The organism is Caulobacter zeae (genome assembly GCF_002858925.1).
In the GTDB taxonomy this organism is placed as follows: Bacteria; Pseudomonadota; Alphaproteobacteria; order Caulobacterales; family Caulobacteraceae; genus Caulobacter; species Caulobacter zeae.
On sequence record NZ_PJRS01000010.1, the window covers coordinates 166,662 to 190,020 of the forward strand.

Annotated in this window: 26 protein-coding genes and 1 pseudogene; 17 read left to right on the forward strand and 10 right to left on the reverse strand. The window is 69.1% G+C overall.

The genetic code is table 11. From position 1 onward, the window contains the following. Positions 1–7: 7 nt before the first annotated feature. On the reverse strand, positions 8–754 hold the full coding sequence (locus SGCZBJ_RS04295) for a TnsA endonuclease N-terminal domain-containing protein (protein ID WP_101716784.1): 747 nt from the start codon (positions 752–754) through the stop codon (positions 8–10). Between the two features lie 130 nt (positions 755–884). Between SGCZBJ_RS04295 and SGCZBJ_RS04300 the strand changes: the two are divergent. The 3 genes and pseudogenes from SGCZBJ_RS04300 to SGCZBJ_RS04310 form a co-directional block, all read left to right on the forward strand. Further along, a pseudogene (locus SGCZBJ_RS04300) lies at positions 885–1,583 on the forward strand (ATP-binding protein); the annotation flags it as partial. Between the two features lie 168 nt (positions 1,584–1,751). Continuing rightward, complete coding sequence (locus tag SGCZBJ_RS04305; protein WP_101716785.1) at positions 1,752–3,281, forward strand: response regulator; 1,530 nt, start codon at positions 1,752–1,754, stop codon at positions 3,279–3,281. Positions 3,282–3,321: 40 nt separating this feature from the next. Next, positions 3,322–5,037: an AmpG family muropeptide MFS transporter gene (locus SGCZBJ_RS04310; RefSeq protein ID WP_101716786.1), complete on the forward strand. Its 1,716-nt coding sequence runs from the start codon at positions 3,322–3,324 to the stop codon at positions 5,035–5,037. A 10-nt stretch (positions 5,038–5,047) separates the two neighbouring features. Here SGCZBJ_RS04310 and SGCZBJ_RS04315 read toward each other — a convergent pair whose 3' ends face one another. Beyond that, on the reverse strand, positions 5,048–6,796 hold the full coding sequence (locus SGCZBJ_RS04315) for a flavin monoamine oxidase family protein (RefSeq protein WP_101716787.1): 1,749 nt from the start codon (positions 6,794–6,796) through the stop codon (positions 5,048–5,050). 154 nt (positions 6,797–6,950) lie between these two features. Then, on the reverse strand, positions 6,951–8,852 hold the full coding sequence (locus SGCZBJ_RS04320) for a peptide MFS transporter (RefSeq protein ID WP_101716788.1): 1,902 nt from the start codon (positions 8,850–8,852) through the stop codon (positions 6,951–6,953). Positions 8,853–9,052: 200 nt separating this feature from the next. Between SGCZBJ_RS04320 and SGCZBJ_RS04325 the strand changes: the two genes are divergently transcribed. The 3 genes from SGCZBJ_RS04325 (at position 9,053) to SGCZBJ_RS04330 (ending at position 10,420) form a co-directional block, all read left to right on the forward strand. After that, positions 9,053–9,622, forward strand: a complete 570-nt coding sequence (locus tag SGCZBJ_RS04325; RefSeq protein WP_101716882.1) for a DUF427 domain-containing protein — start codon at positions 9,053–9,055, stop codon at positions 9,620–9,622. Between the two features lie 175 nt (positions 9,623–9,797). Next, a complete protein-coding gene (locus SGCZBJ_RS25555) occupies positions 9,798–9,935 on the forward strand; it encodes a hypothetical protein (RefSeq protein ID WP_165799236.1) in 138 nt (45 codons plus the stop codon). A gap of 68 nt (positions 9,936–10,003) precedes the next feature. Next, entirely contained in the window at positions 10,004–10,420 is a 417-nt protein-coding gene (locus SGCZBJ_RS04330) for a polyketide cyclase (RefSeq protein WP_101716789.1), read from the forward strand. 12 nt (positions 10,421–10,432) lie between these two features. Here SGCZBJ_RS04330 and SGCZBJ_RS04335 read toward each other — a convergent pair whose 3' ends face one another. Continuing rightward, entirely contained in the window at positions 10,433–11,167 is a 735-nt protein-coding gene (locus SGCZBJ_RS04335; RefSeq protein WP_101716790.1) for a phosphatase PAP2 family protein, read from the reverse strand. A 162-nt stretch (positions 11,168–11,329) separates the two neighbouring features. On the opposite strand from SGCZBJ_RS04335, the gene SGCZBJ_RS04340 reads away from it, so the two are divergent. The 4 genes from SGCZBJ_RS04340 to SGCZBJ_RS04355 all read left to right on the forward strand — a co-directional run bounded on the left by SGCZBJ_RS04340 (position 11,330) and on the right by SGCZBJ_RS04355 (position 14,986). After that, positions 11,330–11,701, forward strand: a complete 372-nt coding sequence (locus SGCZBJ_RS04340; RefSeq protein ID WP_101716791.1) for an RcnB family protein — start codon at positions 11,330–11,332, stop codon at positions 11,699–11,701. Positions 11,702–11,964: 263 nt separating this feature from the next. Next, positions 11,965–12,972 (forward strand): cobaltochelatase subunit CobS, encoded by a 1,008-nt coding sequence (gene cobS / locus SGCZBJ_RS04345; protein WP_101716792.1) that lies wholly within the window; start codon positions 11,965–11,967, stop codon positions 12,970–12,972. A gap of 166 nt (positions 12,973–13,138) precedes the next feature. Next, positions 13,139–13,720: a DUF805 domain-containing protein gene (locus SGCZBJ_RS04350; protein ID WP_101716793.1), complete on the forward strand. Its 582-nt coding sequence runs from the start codon at positions 13,139–13,141 to the stop codon at positions 13,718–13,720. 141 nt (positions 13,721–13,861) lie between these two features. Continuing rightward, a complete protein-coding gene (locus tag SGCZBJ_RS04355) occupies positions 13,862–14,986 on the forward strand; it encodes an NADH:flavin oxidoreductase/NADH oxidase (protein ID WP_101716794.1) in 1,125 nt (374 codons plus the stop codon). A 79-nt stretch (positions 14,987–15,065) separates the two neighbouring features. Here the strand turns inward: SGCZBJ_RS04355 and SGCZBJ_RS04360 are convergent, their stop codons facing one another. Beyond that, the gene (locus tag SGCZBJ_RS04360; protein WP_205685318.1) at positions 15,066–15,539 is read right to left on the reverse strand and encodes an Lrp/AsnC family transcriptional regulator; all 474 of its coding nucleotides are present in this window, start codon (positions 15,537–15,539) and stop codon (positions 15,066–15,068) included. 125 nt (positions 15,540–15,664) lie between these two features. Between SGCZBJ_RS04360 and SGCZBJ_RS04365 the strand changes: the two genes are divergently transcribed. Both SGCZBJ_RS04365 and SGCZBJ_RS04370 read left to right on the forward strand, forming a co-directional pair. Further along, positions 15,665–16,414: an AzlC family ABC transporter permease gene (locus SGCZBJ_RS04365; RefSeq protein WP_101716796.1), complete on the forward strand. Its 750-nt coding sequence runs from the start codon at positions 15,665–15,667 to the stop codon at positions 16,412–16,414. Further along, positions 16,411–16,710 carry an AzlD family protein gene (locus SGCZBJ_RS04370; RefSeq protein WP_101716797.1) on the forward strand — a complete coding sequence of 100 codons (300 nt, stop codon included), beginning with the start codon at positions 16,411–16,413 and terminating at the stop codon, positions 16,708–16,710. The genes SGCZBJ_RS04365 and SGCZBJ_RS04370 overlap by 4 nt, the downstream gene beginning before the upstream one ends. Before the next feature lie 7 nt (positions 16,711–16,717). On the opposite strand, the gene SGCZBJ_RS04375 is transcribed toward SGCZBJ_RS04370, so the two are convergent. Then, entirely contained in the window at positions 16,718–17,041 is a 324-nt protein-coding gene (locus SGCZBJ_RS04375) for a DUF6881 domain-containing protein (RefSeq protein ID WP_101716798.1), read from the reverse strand. An 81-nt stretch (positions 17,042–17,122) separates the two neighbouring features. On the opposite strand from SGCZBJ_RS04375, the gene SGCZBJ_RS04380 reads away from it, so the two are divergent. The 4 genes from SGCZBJ_RS04380 (at position 17,123) to SGCZBJ_RS04395 (ending at position 18,823) form a co-directional block, all read left to right on the forward strand. Then, positions 17,123–17,668 carry a TetR family transcriptional regulator gene (locus tag SGCZBJ_RS04380; RefSeq protein ID WP_101716883.1) on the forward strand — a complete coding sequence of 182 codons (546 nt, stop codon included), beginning with the start codon at positions 17,123–17,125 and terminating at the stop codon, positions 17,666–17,668. 73 nt (positions 17,669–17,741) lie between these two features. Continuing rightward, the gene (locus tag SGCZBJ_RS04385) at positions 17,742–18,122 is read left to right on the forward strand and encodes a TonB family protein (RefSeq protein ID WP_101716799.1); all 381 of its coding nucleotides are present in this window, start codon (positions 17,742–17,744) and stop codon (positions 18,120–18,122) included. Positions 18,123–18,208: 86 nt separating this feature from the next. Next, entirely contained in the window at positions 18,209–18,490 is a 282-nt protein-coding gene (locus SGCZBJ_RS04390; RefSeq protein WP_101716800.1) for a type II toxin-antitoxin system RelE/ParE family toxin, read from the forward strand. Between the two features lie 12 nt (positions 18,491–18,502). Further along, a complete protein-coding gene (locus SGCZBJ_RS04395) occupies positions 18,503–18,823 on the forward strand; it encodes a HigA family addiction module antitoxin (RefSeq protein WP_101716801.1) in 321 nt (106 codons plus the stop codon). A gap of 288 nt (positions 18,824–19,111) precedes the next feature. Here SGCZBJ_RS04395 and SGCZBJ_RS04405 read toward each other — a convergent pair whose 3' ends face one another. Continuing rightward, positions 19,112–19,840: an NlpC/P60 family protein gene (locus SGCZBJ_RS04405; RefSeq protein WP_101716803.1), complete on the reverse strand. Its 729-nt coding sequence runs from the start codon at positions 19,838–19,840 to the stop codon at positions 19,112–19,114. Between the two features lie 114 nt (positions 19,841–19,954). On the opposite strand from SGCZBJ_RS04405, the gene SGCZBJ_RS04410 reads away from it, so the two are divergent. After that, on the forward strand, positions 19,955–20,668 hold the full coding sequence (locus tag SGCZBJ_RS04410; protein WP_101716804.1) for a hypothetical protein: 714 nt from the start codon (positions 19,955–19,957) through the stop codon (positions 20,666–20,668). Here SGCZBJ_RS04410 and SGCZBJ_RS04415 read toward each other — a convergent pair. The 3 genes from SGCZBJ_RS04415 to SGCZBJ_RS04425 all read right to left on the reverse strand — a co-directional run bounded on the left by SGCZBJ_RS04415 (position 20,665) and on the right by SGCZBJ_RS04425 (position 23,356). Continuing rightward, positions 20,665–22,008 (reverse strand): ATP-binding protein, encoded by a 1,344-nt coding sequence (locus SGCZBJ_RS04415; RefSeq protein WP_101716805.1) that lies wholly within the window; start codon positions 22,006–22,008, stop codon positions 20,665–20,667. The two genes, SGCZBJ_RS04410 and SGCZBJ_RS04415, sit on opposite strands and share 4 nt — an antisense overlap. Before the next feature lie 158 nt (positions 22,009–22,166). After that, a complete protein-coding gene (locus SGCZBJ_RS04420) occupies positions 22,167–22,868 on the reverse strand; it encodes a response regulator (protein WP_101716806.1) in 702 nt (233 codons plus the stop codon). Beyond that, the gene (locus SGCZBJ_RS04425; protein ID WP_101716807.1) at positions 22,865–23,356 is read right to left on the reverse strand and encodes a MarR family winged helix-turn-helix transcriptional regulator; all 492 of its coding nucleotides are present in this window, start codon (positions 23,354–23,356) and stop codon (positions 22,865–22,867) included. The genes SGCZBJ_RS04420 and SGCZBJ_RS04425 overlap by 4 nt, the downstream gene beginning before the upstream one ends. Between the last annotated feature and the right edge of the window lie 3 nt (positions 23,357–23,359).

Below are 23,359 nucleotides of genomic sequence, written 5' to 3' on the forward strand. Positions count from 1 at the left end.
AGCGCTATCAGCACGGACGGTTATAGAGCGAGGCCTGTGGAGGCCGGGCCTTGAGTTCAGCGGTTTCATCAACGGTCCGCACTTCCGCGTCCTTCACCGTCCACCAGTAAAGCGGCGATGTGTCGGTCAGCTCAGCGTGTAGGTCGCAGTGGATGCGGCCACGGCTGATTAGATTATAGATCCCGTCGACTGCCACGCTGCGCATGAAGCCAGCGCGCTCAAGGTGATCCCGAAGCCGCCCAAAGGTCATGTCATAGGGACTCTCCAGCAGCGCGTCGCAGATGGATTCAAAAAGATGTTCGCTTGCGTGCTGACGCGCCGCCGGCGCGATCCGCAGAGCGTTGGCCAAGCGAGGAACCCGGATGGTTCGCTCCGTGACGACGCGATAATCCATGCCCAGCCTCCGGAAATAACGCCGCGCGGCTCTGTATTTCGGCGCGAGCTTGGCGAAATCCCGCCGGAGAATATCCAGGGGCTTCACCTCGAAAAGAACTTGGTGCGATCGAAACGGATAGGCGCAGTCAGGGTGCCAGGTGACTAGGACGTCTGGCGTATATCGCCGCGCCTGACCATCGACATCGAGGTCGATGGTCACGGGCTGTGTAGCGATCGATATCAGCCACCACTCGATTTCCATGAGCATGAGGAAATCGCGCTCCAGCTTGGACTCATACTCAAGCGGCTTAGCCGAGTGAAGCGATGGCAGGGCGCCGGTGATTGACCGGTGGCCAGGAGGGATAGTGCGAGCGGACATCAAACACTCTCCCACGCTTCTGGAATCGCCCAAACCGTCTCATCGACTTCTGAAGGCGTATGAGCCTTTGGTAGCCCCTGAGGGCTGATTGGCCTGTTCATTTCTCTCATTTCCTTTGAGAATTCACAGCGGCCTGCGCGCCAAGCCTGGTGAAGTGTCCCTGGCTCACAACGGCGTTCTGTTCCTTGATGAGCTCCCTGAATTCGGCGTTCAGGCGCTCGATAGCCTGCGCGCCCCGCTCGAAACGGGCGAGGTGATGGTCGCCCGCGCCAACGCCCACGTCCGCTACCCCGCCCGGGTGCAGCTGGTGGCGGCCATGAACCCCTGCCGCTGCGGCCACGGCGGCGCCGGACGCGGCGCCTGCGGCAAGGCCCCGCGCTGCATCCGCGACTATCAGGGCCGGGTGTCGGGCCCGCTGATGGACCGCATCGACCTGGCCGTCGACATGCCCGCCGTCACCGCCGCCGACCTGGCTTTGCCCGCCGCCAGCGAAGGGTCGGCCGAGGTGGCCGCCCGCGTCGCGACCGCTCGCCAGCTGCAGGCGGATCGGGCGCTGGCGCTCATGCCCGGCGCGCCCGAAACCCTGAACGGCCGGGCCGAAGGCGAGCTGCTCGAGCGGGTCTGCGCCCTCGACGAGCCCGGCCGCGCCCTGTTGACCAAGGCCGCCGAGGCCGGCCGCATCAGCGCCCGCGGCTGGACCCGCACCCTACGCCTGGCCCGCACCATCGCCGACCTGGAAGGCGCGGGCGCGGTGAAGCGGGTGCACGTCGCCGAAGCCCTGGCCCACCGGCGGACGAACCCGGCGGGCGAGATGGAGGGGGTAATCTAGAAACCTCCCCCTGTGGGGGAGGCCGTTTTCAGCCTCCGGGAAGCCGGCTGATCTTCTGATTACTCCCCCACCGATCGCTGAGCGATCGCCTCCCCCACGGGGGGAGGTTCCAGAAGCATAGGCCCGCCTCCACCCCCCCTTAACCCGCGCGCCCTACACTCCCGCGCCATGACCAAGACCCGCGACGCCGTCTCCGCCGAGCAGCTGGCCACCCTGAGCCACGAGTTCCGCACGCCCCTGAACGGGGTGCTGGGCATGGCGCGTCTGCTGGAAAACACCCGCCTGACCGCCGAGCAGCGCTCCTATGTCGCGGCCCTGCGCGAGAGCGGCGACCACCTGCTTTCCCTGGTCAACGACGTGCTGGATTTCGCGCGCCTGGGCGCCACGGCGCTGGAGCTGCACCTGGCCCCGGTGAACCCCGAGGACCTGCTGCGCCAGGTGGCCGAGCTGATGAGCCCGCGCGCCCACGAGAAGGGCGTCGAGATCGCCTGGGCCGTCGAGCGCGGGCTGCAGCCGCTACTGGCCGACGAGGGGCGCCTGCGCCAGGTGCTGCTGAACTTCGCCGGCAACGCGGTGAAGTTCACGGAAAAGGGCGGGGTGCTGATCACCGCCCGCGACGCCGGCGCCGGCCGCGTGCGCTTCTCGGTGGCCGACACTGGCCCGGGCGTCGCCCCCGAGCAGCGCGAGAAAATCTTCGAGGCCTTTGTCCAGACCGATCCGTCGCACCAGGCCCAGCTGGGCGGCGCGGGCCTGGGCCTGGCCATCGTCGCCCGCCTGGCCGCCGCCATGGACGGCGAGGCCGGGGTCGGCGAAAACCCGGGCGGCGGAGCCGACTTCTGGTTCGAGGCCCCGTTCGAACGCCATCACCAAGCCCCGGCGGTCCCGCCGCTGGAAGGCCGGTTCGTCGCCGTCGTCTCGCCAAATCCCGTGGTCCGCGAGGCGGTCGGCGCCCAGGCCATCGCCAGCGGCGCCTGGGTGAAGAACCTGGCCGGCCTCGACAAGGTCGACGCCCTGCCGGCCCAGACCGTGCTGCTGGTCGACGCCGCCCTCCCCGGCCCGCTGGCCGCGCCCGCCGGCCGCGCCGCCGTGGCCATGCTGACCCCCGACCAGCGCGACCTGATCCCCAACCTCTCCAAAGCCGGCTTCTCGGGCTACCTGATCAAGCCGCTGCGCCGCACCTCGCTGGCCGCCCAGGTTCTGGGCGCCAAGCCGATCGACGCGGCGCTGGAGGCCATCGTCACCCCGGCCGAGGCCCAGGACGACCGCATCGCCCCGGCCGCAGCCCCCGGCGCCCGCGTGCTGCTGGCCGAGGACAATCCGATCAACGCCCTCCTGGCCCGCACCCTGCTGGAGCGGGAAGGCTGCACGGTCGACCGCATCGCCAGCGGCGACGAGGCCGTGGCGGCCCTGTCGCGCGGGACCTACGACTTGGTGTTCATGGACCTGCGCATGCCGGGCCTGAACGGCCTGGAGGCCACCCGCGCCGTCCGCGCCAAGGGCGTCGACACCCCGATCCTGGCCTTGACCGCCGACGCCTTCGACGAGGATCGCCGCCAGTGCCTGAGCGCCGGCATGGATGACTTCCTGGTCAAGCCGCTGACCCCCGCCGCCCTGCGCGACGCCCTGTCGCGCTGGACCGGCCCCGACCGCCCCCGCCGCTGGACGAACGACGCGACGCGCGCCAAGGTCGCCGGCTGACGGGACGGTCCCAGCCTCCCCGTCCACTTCGGGGAAGACCATGACCGAGCAGACCAAGAGCGAAGCGGCCGCTGCGCCCAAGAAGAGCCTGGCCGGCGCCCTGGCGGTGTTCGGCGAGCGCCGGGCCCTGGCCCTGCTGGGCCTCGGCTTCGCCTCCGGCCTGCCCTACATGCTGATCTTCGACACCCTGTCGCTGTGGCTGCGCGACTCGGGCCTGTCGCTGGCGGTGATCGGCTTCTTCAGCCTGGCCACCCTGTCGTTCTCGCTGAAGTTCCTGTGGGCGCCGCTGATCGACCGCACCAAGATCCCGGTGCTGCACGGGCTCTTGGGCCATCGCCGCGCCTGGATGCTGGTCTGCCAGGCCGGGATCATGCTGGGCCTGTGGACGATCTCGACGCTAAATCCCGCGACCAACCTCGGCCTGCTGGCCGCCCTGGCCGTGCTGACCGGCTTCCTCACCGCCAGCCAGGACATCGTCATCGACGCCTGGCGCATCGAGGTGGCCGACGCCGAGCGCCAGGGCCCGATGGCCGTGGCGGTGCAGTGGGGCTATCGCGGGGCCATGGTCATGGCCGGCGCCGTGCCGCTGATCCTGGCCGAGCGCTTCGGCTGGAACTTCTCCTACGCGTTGATGGCCCTGGCGGTGCTGATCGGCGTCGCCGCCACCCTGTGGGCCCCGCGCGAGGCCGCTCACACCATCCGACCGATCCATACCGACGACGTCGCCCAGCCCCAGGCCCTGGTGTTGCTCGAGTGGCTGGCGCGCCTGGCGATCATCGCCTTCGGCGCGCTGATCCTGGGCTCGGGCCTGGCCGGCGACGCCGATCTGCTGTCGAAGGTCGTCGGCGGCGAAACCCTGGCCGAGGCCTGGAAGGCCAAGCCCAACGGCGTCTGGCTGCAACTGATCGGCGCGCTCGTGGGCCTTGGCGTCATCGTACTGGCCGCCTGGCCGATCCCCGGCCTGCGCACCAAGCCCGGCGTCTACCTGTCGACCGCCCTGGGCTCGCCGCTGAAGGAGTTCATGACCCGCTTCTCGGGCGTCGCCGGCCTGATCCTGGCGGCGATCTGCATCTACCGGGTCTCGGACTTCGTGCTCAACATCATGAACCCCTTCTATCGGGACATGGGCTTCTCGCTCACCGAGATCGCCGAGATCCGCAAGGTGTTCGGCATCATCGCCTCGATGATCGGCGTGTTCCTGGGCGGGGTGATCGTCGCCCGCTTCGGCCTGATGAAGGCCCTGATCATCGGCGCCTTCGCCCAGCCGATCAGCAACCTGGGCTTTGCGGTGCTGGCCGTCAGCGGCCACAGCGTGCCGATGCTGTTCACCAGCATCTGCCTGGACAACATCTGCGGCGGCATCGCCGGCACGGCGCTGATAGCCTACATGTCCAGCCTGACCACGGCGGGCTTCACCGCCACCCAGTACGCCCTGTTCTCGTCGCTTTACGCCCTGCCGGGCAAGCTGGTGGCCTCGCAGTCTGGCCGCATCGTCGAGGCTTCGGCCGCCGCCGCCGAGCACGGGGCCCTGGCCGGCCTGAAGGGCCTGTTCGCCCGCACCCCGCCCGAGACCTTCGCCGCGGCCGGCGCCAAGCTGGGCGTCAGCGGCCAGGCCATGGGCGCGGGCTATGTGGCCTTCTTCATCTACACCGCCCTGATCGGCGTGGCGGCGATCATCCTGTCGTTCCTGGTCGCCGCCCGCCAGCCCAAGGTGCAGGCGGCCAAGGACGCGGCGGCGGCCGAAGCCGCCGCCTGACCCTCACAGATCAGCAGCTGCAGATCAGCGGATAGTTGGTCGTGTCGGCGATACTCGTCATGCCAAAATAGTCGACCAGCACCGACTCGGCCGTGCAGAAGGCGCCTTCGACCCAGGCTTGGTCGTTGGAGTAGGCCTCGCCGATGATGAAGAGGTTGGCCGCCGTCGCGCCGGGCACCAGGCCGGTGGGCTGGCGGATACGCTGCATCACGTCGCAGATGTCGTAGTGCGCGGCCCAGGCGTGATAGCCGGCCCCGAACGGGTTCAGCGAGAAGTCGTTGAAGATCGCCTCGACCGGCCAGGGGATCTGGTGGGCGGCGTTCGGGTCGCCCCAATGCACCTTGGCCAGCTCCAGCAGCACCATGCGGATCATGGTGTCGGTGGCCTTGCGCGGGCCGAACAAGACCTGGTGGTCCTGGTCGATCGGCACCTTGCGGCGCTCAGTGACGTCGACCTCCAGCTCCTGCCAGAACTGGACGTACTGCATGTCGTCGTACGAGGCGAGGACGCCGTAGGCGGGGTTGGCCGCGCCGTCGCTGTTGTTCCCGAAGTAGTAGACCTGGCGCAGCGGCAGGTCGGTGATGGTCGGGCCGAAGGTGTTGGGCGCGCCCGTCAGGCTGGGCGGATAGGGCACGCCGGGATCGTTCCACCACGGGCGGTCGAAGAACAGCATCACCCGCATCGACGGCTGGCGGATCACCCCGTCGATATAGAGCTGCACGCCCTCGGCGTTGAGGATGTCGAGCGTGCCGCCCGGCATGTCGGCGTACTGCGTGGCCCCGGCCACCAGGTCCAGCGAGGCCGGCGGCATGGCCAGGAAGGCGTTCTGCGTGGTCGCCACCGCGCCGCCCTTGAACGGTGTCTCGGCGCTGGCCAGGCGATAGTTGACCGTCTCGCCCTCCAGCCAGATCGAGTGCAGGCGGGTGCGCTGGGTCAGCTCGAAGGTCACGCCCGCCGTCTGGGCGGCCTTGAGGGTCTGCTGGTAGAGCTCGACGAAGACCTGCGAGTAGCCGCCGCTGAGGGTCTTGAACGCCCCGCCGGGCGCGAACTCGCCGTTATAGACGGCGGCGTTGGCGGCGTTCCAGTTGATGACGTTGGAGGTGTAGCCGCCGGCGTCGGCGGCGTACTCGTAGCCCTCGTTGCCGGCCTGGTCGTAGAAGACGTTCCAGTAGCCGATGTTGCCGGCGATCGAGCCCGGCGGATAGACGAACGAGTTGAAGGTCGGCGGCAGCTGGCCCGACCCGTAGAAGGCGCACTGCTGGGCGCGGGTCTTCACCGGCGCGTCGCCGGTGATCAGGGCCGAGATGTTCGAGAACAGGGTGGCGGCCGGCTGCTCGTTGTTGCCCGGCGTGTTGTAGGGCGCAGGATGGGTCGCCAGGTCGTTCTGGTAGATGTGCTCCTCGCGCAGGAACAGCAGCGGATTGTCGGTGGTGTTGAAGTCGATGATCTTGCCGGCCAGACCCAGCTTCTCGATGGTCAGGGTGACCAGCTGGTGGCCTTCGCTCTTGGTCGCGTCCCACTGGATGAAGCGCATGCCGCCGGCCTCGATGTAGGACTGGCGCGGGTCGTCGTTACAGAAGTGGGTGACGATGCGGCCGGCAGGCAGGCGCGTGCCCGAGCCCGGGCCGTCGAAGGCGTAATCGCCCCATTCGTAGAGCTGGATCGTGTCGCCGGAGACCGCCTTGCCGCCGGTGACCAGCCGCCAGGCCGTGTAGAGCCCCGCCGGCCCCGCGCCGAAGATCGTGTAGGTCGTTCCCATCGCCGTCTCCCCGTTCGGCCGCCAACGCGACCCTGACGTGCATCGACGCCACTTCGCGCGGCCGGCGAACGGGCGACTGTGCGAAACCCGACAGGGCCAAAGAAAAAGGCCCCGGATCGCTCCGGGGCCTTCGTCTTCGTCAGGGCCGCCGAGTTCAGTCGGCGACCGTGGCCGTGTCGGTCGGGGCGGCGTGGTGCTCGTCCGCGCCGTGCGACCACTTCTTGAGGAAGGGCGAGGCGATCAGGAACAGCACGCCGATGCCGGCGGCGATCAGGCCGATGACGTTGAACACCTGCAGCGAGGTGCGCAGGGCCGCTTCCGGATCCAGCACCTGGCCACCGACGGTTTCCACCGTCGTCAGGCCGGCGATGAAGCCGCCGACGTACTGGGCGATGGCCACGGCCATGAACCACACGGCCATGATGAACGACACCATCGAGGCCGGCGACAGCTTGGTCATCTGCGACAGGCCCACGGGCGACATGCACAGCTCGCCGGTGGTGTGCAGCATGTACATCAGCACCAGGAAGAACAGCGGCATGCGGAAGGCGCCGTCGGCGAAGGTCGAGCCCCACTGCAGCACCAGGAAGCCGAGGCCGACCTGGAGCAAGGCCAGACCGAACTTCACGACCGGGTTCGGATCCTTGTCGCGACGGCCCAGGAAGGTCCACAGAGCGGCGAAGACCGGAGCGAAGATCAGGATCCAACCGGCGTTCAGGGCCTGGGTCTGGGCGGCGTTGAAGCTGGAATCGATCCACAGCGTCTTGGCGGGGTCGATGGTCGCGGCGGCAAGCTGGGCGGGCGTGGCGAAGGTCACCGCGCCGCCGAACCACTGCACCGGAGCCGAGGTCAGGTTGAGGTTGACGTTGGTGGCCGCGAAGAGGTTCAGCGACGAACCGGCCTGCTCGAACAGGGTCCAGAACACCACCGCGCCGAAGATCAGGAACAGGGCCAGGGCCAGGCGCTCGCGCTCGACCTTCTGCACCTTGGCGAACATGAACCACAGCACGTAGCCGATCGAGCCGATCATGCCGGCCACCAGGGTCACGCCGACGATGGCGCTGCGCTGGACCAGGAAGAACACGCCCAGCACGCCGAGCAGCGACAGGGCGTAGATCACATGCTCGCGGGTCAGCGGGCCGGCGACCTTCTGCTTCAGCTTCTTGGGCTCGGGCGCCTCGCCCTTGCCCAGCAGCCAGGGCTTGCCCAGCACGAAGACGACGAAGCCGGCCAGCATGCCCAGGCCGGCGAGGCCGAAGCCCGCCCACCAGCCGACCTTGATGCCCAAGAGGCCGCAAAGGATCGAGGCCCAGAACGAGCCGAGGTTGATGCCGTAGTAGTAGAGGGTGAAGCCCGGGTCGCGACGCGGGTCGCCCTGCGGATACAGCTGGCCGACGATGGTCGAGATGTTGGGCTTGAGGAAGCCGACGCCGACGATGATCAGCGACAGGGCCAGCCAGAAGATGTTCAGGTAGGTCGGGTCACGGCCCTCGACGCCCAGCTGGTACTGGCCCTTGGGCAGCACGGCGGGCAGCGGGGCGGCGGCCGGCAGGTCCTTGATCTCGAAGTCGCCGGCCTTGGTGGCCGATACGTCGTAGGGCTTGCCCGCGACCACCAGCTTGGCGACCCGCTCGCCGCCACGGCCCTCGGCCTGGAAGCTGTAGGTCTGGCCGGCATAGGTCAGGGTCTGGGTGGCGGGCTTGCCTTCCACCGCCATGGCCAGGTGGCCGGCGACCAGCAGGATGGCGCCGAAAGCCACGGCCTTGCGGGTGCCCAGCCACTTGTCGGCCAGGAAGCCGCCGATCAGCGGCAGCAGATAGACCAGGGAGGTATAGGAGCCGTAGTGGCCGTTGGCGACCTTCGGGTCGAAAAGGAAGTGCTGCGTCAGATAGAAGATCAGGATGGCGCGCATGCCGTAGTAGGAGAACCGCTCCCACATCTCGGCGAAGAACAGGATGATCAACCCTTTCGGGTGTTCCTTGATGAGCTGCAAAAAGACCGGTAGGCCCGTCACTAACGTGACGAGAATGCCGGCGACCACGACAATGCTATTCATTCTCGACCTTGACTATATTCAAGTCAGATAGGGCGACACCAACGGTCGTTTCGCCCTCCCCTCCCCGGTTCGCGGGGAGAAGATCACGCGGCTTTCCGTTTCACAAGCAAAGGCTTGCCGGGAGGGAGCGGTTGGGGCGCGCCGCGCGTTTCACTGGCTGCAAGTTCCGCAACGACACCCTCAACGCCTGGGGAACGCCCATGCAATCGTCAGACCCCAACCATCCGATCACCTGCGCCCGCGAAAGCGGCCGGGTCCGCGTGCTGTTCGAAGGCCACGAGATCGCCGACAGCGACGACGTCCTGGTGCTGCGCGAAGCCGACTATCCGCCGGTCCGCTACTTCCCGCGCGACGACGTGGCGATGGCCTTCCTGCGCCGCTCCGACAAGACCACCCGCTGTCCCTACAAGGGCTCGGCCAGCTACTACACGATCTATCGCGACGGCCAGATCATCGAGGACGCCGTATGGTCGTACGAGGCGCCGCTGCCGGGCATGGAGCGCCTGACCGGGCGCCTGGCCTTCTATCCGCAGCACGTCGACTTCCAGAACGGCGCGCTGAGCCCGGCCGAGACGGCGACGATCCCGCCGGGAACCGCTCCGCGCAATGCCCGCGACATCGACGAGATCGTCCGCCACACCGACAGCGGCTCTGGCTCCAGCCAGGCCGAGCACTGGGACGCCAACGTCTCGATGCCCGACGACGAGGCCTGGGAAGGCGACGAAGACCAGGTCGTCGGCCGCCCATATCATGGGACCGGATCGATCTGAGGCCGTCCGCCCTGCGGTGAAGTCGGCTGGGCGACACAAGTCACTGTGTTGGAACGCACATTTTTGTGAGTCCGTGGCTCCGTTGCTCTTGCCAAGCGTTGCAACCCAGGAGATCGTATCAAATGAAACCGCCCGCTCCCGCCCCTAAGGGAGAACAGAGGCGGGGGAGGAAGACATGGCCTATCTCAGCATGGGGGCGCGTCCTGACAGCGCGTCGCCTCGTCGCCGAGTCCGTTGGAGCCGGGTCGCCGTCGTCGGCGCCAGCATCGCGCTTTGGGCCGGCCTCATCGCCCTGGCCACCGTCCTCTTCTGATCCTGCGCGCCTGATCCTGCGTGGACGCCCCGCCGGCGGCGCGTTCCGCCGATGACGAGGCCGTTCGCATGACTCTGCACCCCTGCCGCCCGATCACCATCGGCGTCGCCCGACCGGCTGACGCGGTCTACGCCTATGCGGCCGATCCCGAAAACATGGCCGACTGGGCCGCCGGCATCGGCGATGGCCTGCGCCGGGCTCCCGACGAAGACGGCGTGTGGATCGCCGAGACGCCCGTGGGCGAGGCCCGCGTGCGCTTCTCGCCGGCCAATCCCTTCGGCGTTCTGGATCACTGGGTGGCCCTGCCGGACGGAACCGAGATTTCGGTCCCCTTGCGCGTCGTGGCCAACGGCGACGGCGCCGAAGTGACGCTCACCCTTTTCCGCCTGCCCGACATGGACGACGCCGCCTTCGAGCGCGACGCCGCGGCCGTGACCCGCGACCTGGAAACGCTGAAGGCGCGGCTGGAACAACCCTCCCCCTGAAGGGGGAGGGTCTCAGGTCTCCGCCAGCGGCGAGCGGAAAAATCGCGCCCAGCCCCAGGCCGCCAGCCAGCAGGCCATGGCCCAGGCCGCGCCGACGCACCAGCCGGCCAGCACGTCGCTGGCCCAGTGGACGCCGAGATAGACGCGGCTGAGCCCCACCAGCACCGAGAAGAACACCGCCGACGCCAGGGCGAGCGCCTTGACCCGGCGCCGGGGCGCGAAACGCGCCGCCAGCGTCCCCAGGGTCAGGAACACCACCGCCGACAGCATGGCGTGGCCCGACGGAAAGCTGGGATTGGCCGCCTCGACGGCGCGATAGACCAGGTCGGGCCGTTCGCGCAGGAACAGGTGCTTGAGCCCCTGGCTGATGGTGACGCCGCCGACCGCGCCCACGACGATGACCAGCGCCTCGGCCCAGCGGCGCAGGCTGGCGCAGATCGCCAGGGCCAGCAGCACCAGCAGGGTCAGCACCGTCACCGAGCCGAGGGCCGTGACGTCGGCAGCCGCCGTGTGCAGCCATTCCGGACCGATCAGCTGGTGCGGCTGGCCCGGCGCGCGCAGCGCCTGCAGGATCTGGAGGTCGAGCGCGCGGGTGTCGCCCTCGGCCACCTCGTCGGCGATGTTCAGAAAGGCCAGTAGGCCCAGGCCCGCCACCAGCAGGGCGGCGGTGGCGGCGACCTCGCGCAGGGCGGACCGCAGCAGCAGGGCCAGGTCGCGGCGGGGGTTCAGGCGGAGCTTGAGCGGCATGCACCCTCAACGCGCGAAAAGCAGTTTGGCCGCAACCGGTATTCGGCGTGTATAGCTACAATGTTTCATGAAAGAAACATGAACCGTTCCTGAGTTGCTTCGTTCATCACCAGTCCAAATCGACCTCACTAAGGTGGAGGCATCGAAGGGAAAGGACTTGTCATGAAACGTCTCATCATCACCGCCGTCGCCGCCTCGCTGCTGGCCGGGACCGCCCTGTCGGGGACCGCCATGGCCCAGCCCCGCCACGACGACCGTCACGACCGCTACGAGCAGCAGCGGGCCTATGAAAAGGGCCGCCGCGACCAGGCTCGCTACGAGCGCAAGGAAGATCGCCGCGAGTACCGCCGCTGGGCCAAGGGCCAACGCCTCGACGCCCGCTATCGCGGCAACGGCTACTATGTCAGCGACTACCGTCGTCACGGCCTGCGCGCTCCGCCCCGCGGCTACCGCTGGCAGCGCGTGGACAACCAATACATCCTGGCCGCGGTCGCCACCGGCATCATCGCCTCGGTGATCATCGCCAACAACTAGGGACCTTCGGATCCTTAAGACGAAGGGCGGCGGAGCAATCCGCCGCCCTTTTCTGTTTTCAAGGAACCTCCCCCCGTGGGGGAGGCGGTCGGAGGCCGGAGGGGGGACGTTTTCAGCTTCCGAGGCGCCGGCAGGTTTCTCAGCCCCCCCACCGATCGCTACGCGATCGCCTCCCCCACAGGGGGAGGTTCCTTTGGGGCGGGAGCGTCAGTTTCCAGCAATTCCCCCTTCCCCTCCCTGGGGTGGAGCGCTAATCGAAAAACATGCCCGAACTGACCGACAGCCACGCCGCCGATCCCCTGATCACCCTGGTCCCGGACAAGTGGGTGACGCTTCGCGACGCATTCGGCGTCGACAGCGACATGAAAGTCCCGGCCTTCTCGCACCGCGACAGCCACGTACCGGAGATCGACAGCGCCTATCGCTTCGACCCGCAGACGACCAAGGCCATTTGCGCCGGCTTCGCCAAGGACCGCCGGGTGATGGTCCAGGGCTATCACGGCACCGGCAAGTCGACCCACATCGAGCAGATCGCCGCGCGCCTGAACTGGCCGCTGGTCCGCGTGAACCTCGACAGCCACGTCTCGCGCATCGACCTGGTCGGCAAGGACGCCATCGTCCTGAAGGACGGCAAGCAGGTCACCGAATTCCGCGAAGGGATTCTTCCCTGGTCGCTGCAGCGCCCGATCGCCCTGGTGTTCGACGAATACGACGCGGGCCGTCCGGACGTGATGTTCGTCATCCAGCGCGTACTGGAGGCCGGCGGCAAGCTGACCCTGCTGGACCAGAACCGGGTCATCCGCGCCAACCCGTATTTCCGCCTGTTCTCGACGACCAACACGATCGGTCTCGGCGACACCACTGGCCTCTATCACGGCACCCAGCAGATCAACCAAGGCCAGATGGACCGCTGGTCGATCGTCACCACGCTGAACTACCTCGAGCACGACGTCGAGGCGGCCATCGTGCTGGCCAAGAACCCGCACTACGACAACGCCGAGGGCAAGCGCACCCTGGCGGCCATGGTCCGCGTGGCCGACATGACCCGCAACGCCTTCATGAACGGCGACATCTCGACGGTCATGAGCCCGCGTACGGTGATCACCTGGGCCCAGAACGCCGAGATCTTCGACGGCGACATCGGCCTGGCCTTCCGCCTGACCTTCCTCAACAAGTGCGACGAGCTGGAACGCCCGACCGTCGCCGAGTTCTACCAGCGCGCCTTCGGCCAGGACCTGCCCGAAAGCGCCGCCCGGGTGAAGGTGGCCTAAAGGCCTCTCCAAGGCTGGAACGATCGAAGGCGGCCGCTCGCAAGAGCGGGCCGCCTTCTTCGTTTGGAGAGGTCAACCGGGCGCTTCATGATCGCCGGCGCCCCGCTTGCCTTGCGCAGGTCGACGCCAGTAAGGCTGGAAGACCAAGCTTCACCGGAGCGCGTCCATGTTCGCCTCGATCCGCCACGGGTTCGCCAACCTGGCCCGCTTCTCCGGACGCGATCCGCGCGAGCGCTTCTGGCCATACGCGCTGGTGCTGGTGGGGGCCGCCTTCGTCGCCATGTTCCTGAGCTTTGGCGTCGGCTTCGCCGGCAGCTTCCAGAAGACCATCGCCTATGCCGAGGCCCACCCCGACAAGGCGACGGTGACCCGCTCGGGCGGCAGCGTGTCGGTGACCATCCACGAGCCGACGCCCGAGCTGATGCCGGACATGGCCCCGATGTTCCTGGGCCTGCGCGTGATCGTGCCGATCATCGTGCTGCTGCTGGCCGCCGCCGTGACCCGCCGCCTGCACGACACCGGCCGCTCGGGCCTGTGGGGCCTGCCGCCGGTGGTGTTTCTGGGGATCGCGCTAACGCTGTTTCCCTCGATGTTCCAGCGGCTGATGGCCGGCGACGAAGGCGCGATCGGCCTGTTCCTGCCGCTGTTCGCCAACAACATGGCCTATCTGGCTTCGCTGGGCCTGCTGGTCTTCCTGCTGTGCCGCGAAGGCAAACCGGACGCCAACCGCTACGACTCGCCGGCCTGAGCGCACGCCAGCACCGCTCGCATAACGGGCACTGTGCCGCCAAGGCACAGGTCTTGCGCCCGAACGGCACTTGAGACGCGGGGAGCGGACCTACACCTCTGCCGCCTCCATTCCCTTTCCTCCCCGAAAGAGCCCGCCCTGATGTCCGCCCTGTTCACGCCCTTCCGCCTGAAGGACGCCACCCTACGCAACCGCATCGCCATCCCGCCGATGTGCCAGTACAGCGCCGAGGACGGCGTCACGACCGACTGGCACCTGCCGCACTATGCCGGCCTGGCGCGCGGCGGCGCGGGCCTGGTGATCGTCGAGGCCACGGCCGTCTCGCCCGAAGGTCGCATCAGCCCCGGCTGCACCGGCATCTGGACCGACGAGCAGGCCGAGGGCCTGGCCAAGATCGCCGCGGCTATCAAGGCGGCCGGCGCCGTCCCCGGCATCCAGATCGCCCACGCCGGCCGCAAGGCCAGCGCCAACCGTCCGTGGGAGGGCGACGACCACATCGCCGAAAGCGACCCGCGCGGCTGGCAGACCATCGCCCCCTCGGCGATCGCTTATGGGCAGGGCCTGCCCAAGGTCCCGCGCGAGATGACCCTGGCCGACATCGAGCGGGTCAAGGCCGACTTCGCCGCCGCGACCCGCCGCGCCCGCGAGGCCGGCTTCGAGTGGCTGGAGCTGCACTTCGCCCACGGCTACCTGGCCCAGAGCTTCTTCTCGCACCACTCCAACCATCGCACCGACCAGTACGGCGGCGACGCTCTGGCTCGCGGCCGGTTCATGGAAGAGACCCTGGCGGCCGTCCGGGCCGAATGGCCCGAGAACCTGCCCCTGACCGCCCGCTTCGGCGTGCTGGAATATGACGGCCACGACGAGCAGACCCTGGCCGAGTCGATCGACCTGACCCGCCGCATGAAGGCCGGCGGCCTGGACCTGCTGAACGTCAGCGTCGGCTTCACGATCCCCAACACCAGCATCCCGTGGGGCACGCCGTTCCTGGGTCCCATCGCCAAGCGCGTGCGCGAGGAAGCCGGCCTGCCGGTCGCCTCGTCCTGGGGCCTGGACGCGCCGAAGCTGGCCGAAAGCCTGGTCGCCAGCGAGCAGATGGACCTGGTGATGATCGGCCGCGCGCATCTCGCCAACCCGCATTACGCCTACGAACTGGCCCAGGAACTGGGCGTCGAACGCCCGACCTGGGCGACCCTGCCGGCGCCCTACGCCCACTGGCTGGACAAGTACCGTCCGGCCACGGAACTGGCGGCGGCCGCCGAATAATCACCTTCTCCCATAGGGAGAAGGAGGGACCCGCGCCGCAAGGCGTGGGCCCCTCCCTCCCCCCTCCGGGAGAGGGGCGTTACAGCGGCACCGCGTAGGTCTGCTTCACGGTCTGGGCGGGGATGTCGGTCTTGACGTTCAGCACGCCCCGGATGCGGCTGAGGTGATCGGCCTGGAAGCGGCGATAGGCGGCGATGTCGGCGGCGACCACGCGCAGCAGCATGTCGCAATCGCCGAGCATGACGTAGCACTCGACCACTTCGGGCATCTTGTTGATCTCGGCCACGAAGTGGTCGACGGCGTCCTCGTGCTGCGAGTTCAGCCAGATGCGGGTGAAGAAGGTCTGGCCCCGGCCGACCTTGGCCGCGTCGACCACCGCCACGTAGCGGGCGATGACCCCCGTCTCCTCCAGGATCCGCACCCGGCGCAGGCACGGCGAGGGCGACAGGCCCACGCGCTTGGCCAGTTCGGCGTTCTGGATGCGGCCGTCCTTTTGCAGTTCGCGCAGGACGCGGCGGTCGATGTCGTCGAGCTTCATGGAATCGAGAACCAAGATCTGGCGATCAGCTTCGCTTGAATGCCAATCATCGATCATATGGGAGCATGGTCGCAACCCGATTGCGCGAGGTTTGCGCTAGGCTGCCAATCCTCCTCGCAACCGCTCCTCCTCGGTCGCCCATGACAATCGAAACCTGCGCTCCCGCCGCCGTGCCTGGCGACGGGCCCTCCGAACTGCGTTCCGAATTCATGCGAGGCCTCGTCGCCTCGCTGCCGGTCACCGCCGGCTTCGTGCCGTTCGCCCTGGTGCTGGGCGCCCAGGCCGGCCAGAAGGGGCTGTCGGCGCTGGAGACCCCGCTGATGACGGGCCTCAACTTCGCCGGCGGGTCGGAGTTCGCGGCCATCGGCCTGTGGACCTCGCCGCCGCACCTGGCCCTGATCACCGCCGTGACCCTGATGGTCAACAGCCGCCACCTCTTGATGGGCGCGGCCCTGGTGCCCTTCCTCAAGACCCTGCCCAAGCGGCGGGTGCTGCCGGCCCTGTTCCTGATGTGCGACGAGAGCTGGGCCATGGCCCTGGCCGACGCCCGCGCGGGCGGAACCTTCAGCCTGGCGCACTACCTGGGCGTGGCCCTGCCCATGTGGCTGGCCTGGATCGCCTTCACGACCCTGGGCGCGCTGGTGGGGCCGGTGCTGGGCGATGTCGAGACCCTGGGCTTCGACATGGCCTTCCCGGCCATCTTCCTCGTCCTGCTGCGCGGCATGTGGAGCGGCTTCCGCGCCGCGCGTCCCTGGCTGGTCAGCTTGGCCGTCGCCGCGACCGGCCACCTGCTGGCGCCGGGGGCCTGGACAGTGGCGGCCGGCGCGATCGCGGGCCTGGCCACGGCCTGGCTGTGGGCCGGCTCCGCGCGGAAGGGAGAAACCGCATGATCTCGCTGCCCGTCCTGGCCACCATCCTGGCCATGGCCGCCGTCACCTACCTGACCCGCATCGGCGGCTACCTGGTGCTGAGGAACCGCACGCTGGGCCCGCGCGCCACGGCGGTGATGGAGGCCGCCCCCGGCTGCGTGCTGATCGCGGTGATCGCCCCCCACTTCGCCTCGCCGCGCCCGGCCGACCTCGCCGCGCTGGCGATCACCTTCCTGGCGGCCCTGCGCCTGCCGATGCTGGCCGTGGTGCCGATCGGCATCGTCGCGGCGGCCGGCCTGCGGTGGCTGCTGGGCTAGGGCTGGATCAGGCGTCCAACCGCCAGGCCGCCTCGAACACCGAGGCCTCCACGGGGGTCAGCGACAGGCGATCCTCGCCCTCGACCACGTCTTCGTCGTCGAGCAGGGCCTCGACCGAGTCGTGGAAGTCGTCTTCCGACAGGCTGGCCTCGCCAGGCAGTTCGTGCTCGCGGCCGACATAGTTGGCGACGGCGTCGCGCTCGCGGCTGCCGTCACGGAAAACGTCGATCAGGCGCAGCACCCGACCCTCGTCGTCGACCTCGTAGAAGATCGACACGGGCTCTTCGGCGCTCTCGTGGGCCCAGTCGCAGCGGAAATAGGAAAGGCTCATGGGCGCCCCTTTCCCCGAACTAGGGCCGCGAGGCAAGCGCCGACCTTGCCAGTCGGCGCCTGCACGGCCATGTCTTTGACCATGACCACGCCCGCCGAAGACCTGCTCGACCGCGCGGCCGCCGCCGCGCTTTCCCTTGCCGCCGACCGTCCCTGGCCGCAGATCGCCCTGCGCGACATCGCCGTCGCGGCCGGTGCGCCGTTCGCCGAGCTCTATGTGAAGGCCGACAGCAAGGCCAAGGTGCTGGCCCACCTGTCCCTGCGTTTCGATCAGGCGGCGCTGAACGCCGACGCCGGCGAGGGCGCGGCCGCCCACGACCGCCTGTTCGACGCCGCCATGGCCCGGGTCGAGGCCATGGAGCCGCACCGCCACGCCCTGATCGCCATTTCCAAGTCGGAAGGCCTGCCCCGCGCCGCCGTGCGCTTTCCCAAGACCGCCCGGGCGATCCTCGAGGCGGCCGGGATCGAGGCCACGCCCGTGCGGCTGGCGGCCATGACCGCCGTCTGGGCCCGCACCCTGCAGGTCTGGCGCGACGACGAGGGCGCGCTGAACCGCACCATGGCCGAGCTCGACAAGCGCCTGAAGCAGATGGCCGAGCAACTGGCCAAGGTCGGCGCGGGATTCTGAAGCCAGGTTGCAGGCCCAGGCCGTTACGGCCGATAGTGGCGCCGTAACTACCGTCGGGGGACGAAAGCCGCACATGACCTGGAAGACCACGCTGGCCTACGCCGCCGCGATCGCCGCCCTTGGCGCCGCGCATTCGGCCGCCGCCGAGGAGACCCGCGACTTCGTCACACGTCCGGTGTGGGCGCGCACGCCGTCGGTCAACGACATGCACAACCACTACCCGGTGCGCGCGGGAACCAAGGGCGGCAAGGCCGTGCTCGAATGCCAGATCGACGCCGCCGGCGCCTTCTCCGGCTGCACCGTGACCAGCGAGGCCCCGACCGATGTCGACCTCGGCGCGGCCGCCCTCAAGCTGTCGCGCCTGTTCCGGATGAAGCCTAAGGACGCCGAGGGCAAGCCGGTCGACGGCCGCTGGTTGACCCTGCCGATCGAATGGAAGCCGGGCCGCTGGTGACCTCGAAGGCGTAGCGCAACACGCTACACAGACCTTGTCAAATGTAGCGCAACGCGCTACAGTCAATCCTCGAATGATCACCGCCGATGATCCAGAGCTGGAAGAGCGACGCCGCCTTGGCCGTTTTCCTCGGGGGCTCGCCCAAGGGTTTCCCCGCCGACCTCGTGAAGCGGACCCGCCGGCTGCTGGCTCAGTTGAACGCGGTCACCGAGGTTACGCAGATGCGCATCCCGCCGGGCAATCGCTTGCATGCGCTGGAAGGCGATCGGGCGGGCGAATGGTCTGCCAGCGTCAACGACCAGTTCCGCATCACGTTCCGGTGGGACGCGGAAGGACCGGAGGACGTCAGGTTTGGCGACTATCACTGAGGATCCGCAACGATGAACGCCACCTTCCTGGGTCTCGATTTCGTCAGTCCCCTGCCGCATCCGGGCGAGATCCTGCGCGAGGACTTCATGACGCCGATGGGCCTGACCGCCGGGGCGCTGTCCAAGGCCATGGGCTTGAAGGACCGCACGCGGATCGAACGCCTGACCCGTGAAGCTCAGCCCATCACTCCCGACACCGCCCTGCGGCTGGAGCGGGTGTTCGGCATGAACGCGCAGTTCTGGATGAACCTCCAGGCCCAGCACGACCTTTCGAAAGCCGTGATCGAGCGCCGAGCCGACCTGGAGGCGATCGAGCCTCTGGTCGCCGCCTGACTGATTGCGAGACAGAGACCCGCCATGCGCTCCGAGCACCTATGGCTTGTCCCGTGCCTCGTCGCCTGCGGGATAGGCATGTTCGCCGGACGCGCACCCTGGCTCCTGCGGTGGGCCATGCTTTCAGGCGGCCTTCTGGGGCCACTGCTCGTCACGGACGCTTCGATCAACGCGTTTCACGTCGCGGCTTGCGTCGGCGGGGCAGGCCTGTTCCTGGCCTGCTCGCACGTTCTGAACCGCCTGATCACCTCGGCGGATCGAACATCCAGGACGCCTCGCGTTCGCTAGTCAGGCCTCGTTCCACGACAGGCCGGCCGTGCGCGTCACCCTGATCGCACGCGGAACCGGCGGCGGCACGGTGGCGGGCCAGCGGGCGCCGAGGAAGCGGTCCTTCCCCAGCCAGGCCAGGGAGACGCTGTCGGACTGGTTGCCGCCTAGGATGCGGTAGGCGCCGGCCTCGTCCTCGCCGGCGTAGAAGCCGACATGGCCCTTGCCGCCGCCCCGGCTCTCTCGCCAGAACACCATCACCGCGCCGGGCGTCGGGGCGATCGGGATGCCGAACCGCTCCCAGGCCCTGGCCGTCAGCAGGTTCGAGGGCGTGGCCTCGCGATCCAGCGTGCTGCTGACGCAGTGGCCGACGAAGAGGCCGCACCATGGGATGTCGTCGCCGGTATAGATGTTCTTGAGGCCCTGCTCGGAGGCCCAGTCGAGGATTTCGGGATTGTCGCCCTTGCCGGGCTTCTCGCGCGTGCCGATCAGGCGCCGCGCCTCTTGGAACCAGACCAGGCTGGGGTCGTCGAAGCCGGTCAGGGACGAGGGCGTCGGCGCGGCGGCGGCCGGCGCGCCCTGGAACAGCGCCGCCAGGGTCAGCGGCCCGACCACGCCGTCGGGCTCCAGCCCGTGCCGCCCCTGGAACCGGCGGACGGCGGCGATGGTCTGGCGACCCCAGATCCCGTCGATCGGCCCCGGCGTGTAGCCGCGTGCGGCCAGTTGCTGCTGGATGTCCTTGATCTTCATGGCGCGGCCCCTCTGCGTGGCGCGAATGCGGGAAAGGCGAACATGGCAGATAGTCAACCAAAAGATGCATTCAAGGTCATTGCGCGCAACGCGAAATAGCGGGAGCCTCGCGCCATGCCGCACACCGCCCTTCCGTTCCTCGTCGCCCTGGGCCTGGCCGCCCCGGCCCTCGCCCAGTCGCCATCGCCCGACACCCCGGCCAACCTGGCGGCCGCCCGCGCGCTGCTGCCGGCCGACGCCGCCCCGACCGCGCACCGGTTCACCCCCGACCACATGCTGGCGGTGATGGGTCGCTTCGAGTTCGGCGACGCCCCAGCGTCCGTCGCGCCCGGCGTCTGCACCCGCCGCATCCACGAGGTCGGCCTGCGCTATCGCCAGCACCCCGGCGGCGGGGATCCGACGATCGCGCCCGATCCCGACAAGGTCCGCGTCAGAGAGACCCTGGCCGCCGGCGCCGCCTGCCGGGGCGAGAGTCTGGAGGGGTTCGCCACGGTCTCGGGCGCCACGCGCGAGGAGGCCGCGCAGCTCCTGGCCTGGCTGGTCGACCAGCAGGCCCTGGGCCAGCGCGCCGAGGCCAGCCTGGCCTGCGACACGATCAGCGGCCCGCCCGCCTGCCCGGAAGGCGAGACGGCCGCCTTCGCCGCCCTGCCGCTGCCCGGCCTCTATCACCTGCGCAAGGACAAGGACGGCCGCTGGAGCCTGTGGATCAGCCGCCATCCGCGGCCGCTCGGCGACAGCGTTCACCTGATGTACGACGTGTCGGTCGAGCGCGCGCCGGAGGCCCGGCCCAGGATCCTGATCCAGGGCCGCATCCCCGCGCCGTTCTAGCCCGGCAGCCTCATCACCGCCCGCAGGCCGCCCATCGGCGAGCGTTCCAGAACCAGATCGCCGCCCAGTCCTCGGGCCATGTCGCGGGCAAGCGCCAGGCCCAGCCCCACGCCCTTCTCGTTCTGGTTCCGCGACTCGTCGAGGCGGTTGAAGGGCTTGAAGGCGTCTTCGTAGCGATCCTCGGGAATGCCGGGGCCGTCGTCGTCGACGATGATGTTCACCCCGCCCGTCAGCCGCGCCTCCAGCGTCACGCGGACGGTGTCGCCATGGGCGGCGGCGTTCTCGACCAGGTTGGCCAGGGCCCGCTTGAAGGCGCTGGACCGCAGGTTGGCCACGAGGTCCTGTTCGAGCACGGTCTCGACCCGCGCCCCGCCCCGCTCGGCCGCCGCGCAGACGCCGGCGATCAGCGGGGCCAGTTCGATCTGCTGCAGCGCCTCGCCGCCCTCCCCGCGCGCGAAGGCCAGGTATTCGTCGATCATGTGCTCCATTTCGGAGAGATCGCGCTTGATGGCCTCGACCTGCGGACCGGGCTCGGAGAGGGCCATCTCCAGCTTCAGCCGGGTCAGCGGCGTGCGCAGGTCGTGGCTGACGCTGGCCAACAGGGCCGTACGCTGCTCGATGTGGCGCTGGATGCGGGCCTTCATGGCCAGGAACGCCTGGGCCGCCTGGCGCACCTCGCGCGCGCCGTGCGGCTTGAACTCGTGGTCGGCTCCGCGACCAAAGGCGTCGGCCGCATCGGCCAGGCGCTCGATGGCCCGCACCTGGTTGCGGATGAACAGGATGGCGATGGCCGTCAGCAGCATCGTCGCCACCACCATCCACAGGATGAAGATGTGCCCCTGGGTGGCGAAGGCGCGGTCGGTGGGGGCGTAAATCCGCAGCACGCCTTCCCTGACCTTCACCTGGATCTGGACGTGGGCGGCGTAGCGGTTGGAGGCGTCGAACCAGAACGGCTCGTCCAGCCGCTCCTCCAGGGCCCGCTGCATCGAGCGGTCGAGCGAGGCGAACATGGCCGGCCGCTTGCCCGTCGGCAGCTCGCGCCCCCTCAGAAGGGCGATGGACAGGTCCATCGTCTCCTCGGCCCGCTGGGCCATGCGGTCGACGGCGGCGGGGCTGGGGTCGTCCTGGTAGGTGGCCACGGCCCAGGCGATGTCGCCGGCCAGGCCCTCGGACAGGCGGCTGTTCACCGTCTCCCAGTGGGCGTCGAAGAACCCCCAGGTGACGGCGATTTGCATCACCGCCACGGGAAGCACGATGATCAGCAGGGACCGGCCAAACAGCGAGGTCGGCAGCCAGCGCTTGATCTGGCGCGGAATGAACAGGCGGGTGCGCAGGCGCATGACTTAGATCCTCCCCCTGAAGGAGGAGGCGATCACCAAGCGATCGGTGGGGGGAGTGAACGCGAAATCAGCCAACCGTGATGGAAGCTGAAAACGCCCCCCCACCGGCCTTCGGCCGCCTCCCCCACGGGGGGAGGTTCCTTGCGGCATGACCCCCATCAATCCGGCGCCAGCCGATAACCCACCCCCCGCACGGTCTGGAGGTACCGCGGGTTCTTGGGGTCGGGTTCGATCTTGCGGCGCAGGCGGGTGACCTGGACGTCGACGGCGCGGCCCGTGGCGTCGGCGGTGTCGCGGGCCAGTTCCAGGCGGTCGACCGGCTCGTGCAGGGCCCGGGCCAGGCGCCGCAGCAGCGCGACCTCGGCCTCGGTCAGGCGCACCGGCGCGCCGGCGCGGGTCAGTTCGCCGCGATCGGGCATGAAGGCGCAGTCGCCCATGAGGATCTCCTGCGGGCCCATCGGCTTGGGCGCGGCGCGGCGCAGGATCGACTCGATGCGCAGCAACAGCTCCTGCGGCTCGAACGGCTTGGCCAGGTAGTCGTCGGCGCCGTGGGTCAGGCCCTCGATGCGGTCGCCGGTGGTGTCGCGCGCGGTCAGCATCAGGATCGGCATGCGGCCGACCTCGCCGCCCTTGGCCCGCACCCGCCTGGTGAAGGCGAAACCGTCCTCGCCCGGCATCATCACGTCGAGCACCAGCAGATCGAAGTCCATCACCCCGATCAGCCGATCGGCGTGGGCGGCGTCGGCCGCGGCGCTGACCCGGAAACCGGCGCGGCTGAGGAACTGCTTGAGCAGTTCGCGGATGCGGTCGTCGTCGTCGACCACCAGGAGGTGGCGGTCGCGTCTTTCCTCGGGGCTCACAGCGCCTCCCTTCGATTGACGCCCACCCCCTGGCGAGGTCCGGCCAGGGCCGCCAGGATCCGGCGCGCCCCCGGCACGCCATCCAGCCCTCCCGTGCGGTAGGCGCGCCCCAGAAGCGCCCGCAGCCGCTCGCTGACCCGCGCCTCGAAGGCCTTGCCGGCCTCGGTCAGCACGGCCGGACGGCGTCGCGCGTCGAGATCGCCCGAGGCCTTTTCGGCCAGGCCCAGACGCTGGAGGTCCGACAGGGTCTTGCTGGCCGCCTGCTTGGACAGGCTGGTGAGCTTGGACAGGTCCTGCACGCCGATGCCCGGGCGCCGGCGAAGCAGGAAGGCCGCCCGCCAGTGCGAACGCCCCAGGCCCGGCCCCTCGGTTTCCAGGACGCCGTCGACCGCCGCCCACAGCGCCGCCTCGGCCAGGAGAATCAACTCCAGGCCGCCGTCGAGCTCCTCCTCGCGCAGGATCAGGCGGGGATCGGCGTGTGGCGTCATGCT